3 protein-coding genes are annotated in these 2,765 nt (G+C 73.3%); 1 reads left to right on the forward strand and 2 read right to left on the reverse strand.

Features of this window, described 5'->3' with window-relative positions; translation table 11 throughout:
• Together G6017_RS05575 and G6017_RS05580 are read right to left on the reverse strand one after the other, a co-directional pair.
• Positions 1–602: PHP domain-containing protein (locus G6017_RS05575; RefSeq protein WP_182616324.1), on the reverse strand; the 602-nt coding region annotated here is incomplete at its 3' end.
• Between the two features lie 33 nt (positions 603–635).
• A complete protein-coding gene (locus G6017_RS05580; protein ID WP_347237948.1) occupies positions 636–1,559 on the reverse strand; it encodes a ferredoxin family protein in 924 nt (307 codons plus the stop codon).
• Positions 1,560–1,645: 86 nt separating this feature from the next.
• Here G6017_RS05580 and G6017_RS05585 point away from each other — a divergent pair, with 86 nt between their 5' ends.
• Positions 1,646–2,287, forward strand: a complete 642-nt coding sequence (locus tag G6017_RS05585) for an AMIN-like domain-containing (lipo)protein (RefSeq protein WP_182616328.1) — start codon at positions 1,646–1,648, stop codon at positions 2,285–2,287.
• The last annotated feature ends 478 nt before the right edge of the window (positions 2,288–2,765 follow it).

The raw sequence follows: 2,765 nt of genomic DNA on the forward strand, positions 1-2,765 counted from the left end.
GCCGCGCCCGCGCCGCCCCGCTCGAGGGCCCGCCGCACCCGCCCCCGGCGACAGCCGGTGAGTACGTACCAGTGGCCGCCGGCGGCCTCCGCGAGCTCGCCGATCTCGTAACGCGGTTCACCCTTGGCACCTCCCCTGAGGTGGGCGCGGGCGATCGCACGCGAGAGTCTGCGGTAGCCCTCCCCTCCACGGGCCAACACGAGCAGGTGCTCACCCCCGGGCAGGGAGAGCTCGGCACCGAAGACGGTCGCCAGACCCAGCTCGGAGGCCGCCTCGGCGAAGCGGACGACCCCGTACAACCCGTCGTGGTCGGTGATCGCCAGCGCGGTCAGTCCCAGCTCCGCCGCCGCCTCCGCCATCGCCTCGGGAGAGGAGGCACCGTCCAGGAAGCTGAAGGCGGAATGGGCGTGGAGCTCGGCGTAGGGCACGCGTCCCTGCGCCCGGGGCCGCTGCGGAGGGGTGTACTCACCCCGTCGACGGGACCAGGCGGGGGCATCGCTGCCGTCGCCGGGGTGCGGGTTCTGGGGCCCACGCGGGTTCGGCCGCCCGGACAGTACCCGCTCGAGCTCGGTCCAGGTCCTGGGGCCGTGGTACCAGTTCACCGGACCTCACCCACCGGTGTTCGGTGCGTGGGCTCAGAGCTGGGTGAACGACTCCACGACCCACGCCGAGGCCTCGCCGGGTGGCTTGCGGCAACTCTGGGACCGCGGAGGCAACGGGCGGGTACCCGCCTCGACGCGCCAGGCGCGTCCGTCGGTGTGACGGACCACGGCCACGCGCGGGGAATCGGGGTCGAGGGTGACGACGAGGTCGTCCACCCCCGCCTCCACGCCGGAGTTCCGCACGGCGACCTCCGCCACCTGACCGGCCGGTGGCCACGTGCTGCGGCCCCGCAGGTTCTCGGTGACGACCCGACCGTCCAACACCGCCTCGACGATCCCGGCCGCGTGGGCCACCTCCGCGGGCCCGTAGGTGTAACCGGTGCCGGGCAGCAACAGGACCGGAGCGAAGCGGTGCCCTCCGGTGTGGGAGCACTCCCACACCGCGGCATCGGGATCGAGCGCTGCCAGGCGCCCGCCCACCAGTGCCTCCAGTCCGGCCGCGACCGGGCGTCCCCGCACGGCGCAGCACTGGTCACGCTTGGCGTGGGTACACACGAGGGGGACAGGTGCCGCGACCTCGCGGGTCCCGGCCACATGCCCGTCGGGAGACAGGTCCAGCCCGAGCAACTCCCCGGGCCCGTCGACACGGCCGGTGCGGATGCTCTGCCGGCCGGGGCGGGTGTCGCAGAGGTAGAAGCGGTGCCGGTCGAGCCGCTGGCCCTCCCGGCCGGCCCGCCGGATGAAGAGCATGCGCGACCCACAGGCCTCGACGTGGTCCTTGAGACGTCGGGACAGGTCCTCGCCCAGCGCCTCACCGTCGAAGATGTCGCGGCCCCAGCGCCCGGGGACCTCCAGCAGCACCCACGACTCCTCGTGGGCGGCGGTGCCAGCCGGTGGCTCATCGGCCGACTGCAGGGAGCACCAGTCCGGTTGTGTGGCGGAATCGGTATCTGACACGACCCCATGGTGCCCCATCCCGCGAGGAGGCGTAACTGTAGCCACCTTGTGGGACAAAAGTGACCAGAGGGATCTAGGCTGGGCCTATGCGTATCCGTCACCGCCGCCTCGCCGCGGCCGCCGCCCTCACCGCCGTCGCGTCCCTGGGCCTGGCGGGATGTGGAGCCGACACCTCGACCGACACCCCCACCACGAGCCAGACCACCACGGCGGGATCCTCCCCGGCCGCGCTGGCCCGGGCCCTGGCGCCGGACGAGACCGAGACCTCCGATCCCTCCGCCAGGCCCGCGGACTCCGCTCCGAAGAGTGAGGACTCCGGCGACGCCGCCGAGCGCGCCGAGCTCGTCGTGACCGAGATCCGCGTGGGCGACTACCAGGGCAAGGACCGCGTGGTCTTCGAACTCGAGGGCCAGGGCGTCCCGGGGTACTCCGTGGACTACGTGGACGCACCCGCCCAGCAGGGCAGCGGTTTCCCGGTGGAGGTGCCCGGGGACTCGTTCCTCCAGGTGATGATCCGCGACCAGGTCCTGCCCACCACGACCTCCATGACGGAGGTCCCCGTGGGCACCGTCTCGAGCGACGAGGCGACCGGTGTCGCCGGAGTGGCCTTCGCGGGCCAGTTCGAGGGCCAGGCGCAGTCCGTCATCGGCCTCGAGGGCACGGACCGCGCCTTCTCGGCCTTCCTCCTCCAGAACCCGACCCGACTGGTGGTCGACATCGAGCGCTGAGCCCACCCGGCGAGCGACGGGGGCCGCGACCACGGTGAGTCGTGGACGGTTCATTCGTATACCCCCTCGACGGTCCAACTCCCCGGTTCGTCCCCGACCAGGCAGCACAGCAACAACGCGGCCGCCCGCTCGGGGACGACCTGTATCCGGGCCCTCGGCCGGCGGGGCTCACCACCGGGACCCGCCTCCCACCAGGCCTCATCGATCGGCCACGGCCTCGACCAACCGACCAACGCGCATCGACGGCCCGTCACCTCGACCGACTCGGGTCGTCCGGTGAGCAGGCCTCGCGGACCGACCCCGACCGGCGCCCCCGCCGCGGTGCGCAGCAGAACCCCCCCTGCGAGGGGAACCCGTGCCACGACCCCCGACCCGGGGTCACGGCTCTCACGGATCTCCAATCGATAACCCGGCCCCGGCCACACCACCGACGGCGACGGCGCCGGCAGAGCCCCCGGCCACGGCCCCTCCGCGACCG

Source organism: Dietzia sp. B44 (genome assembly GCF_014145245.1).
GTDB classification, from domain to species: domain Bacteria; phylum Actinomycetota; class Actinomycetes; order Mycobacteriales; family Mycobacteriaceae; genus Dietzia; species Dietzia natronolimnaea.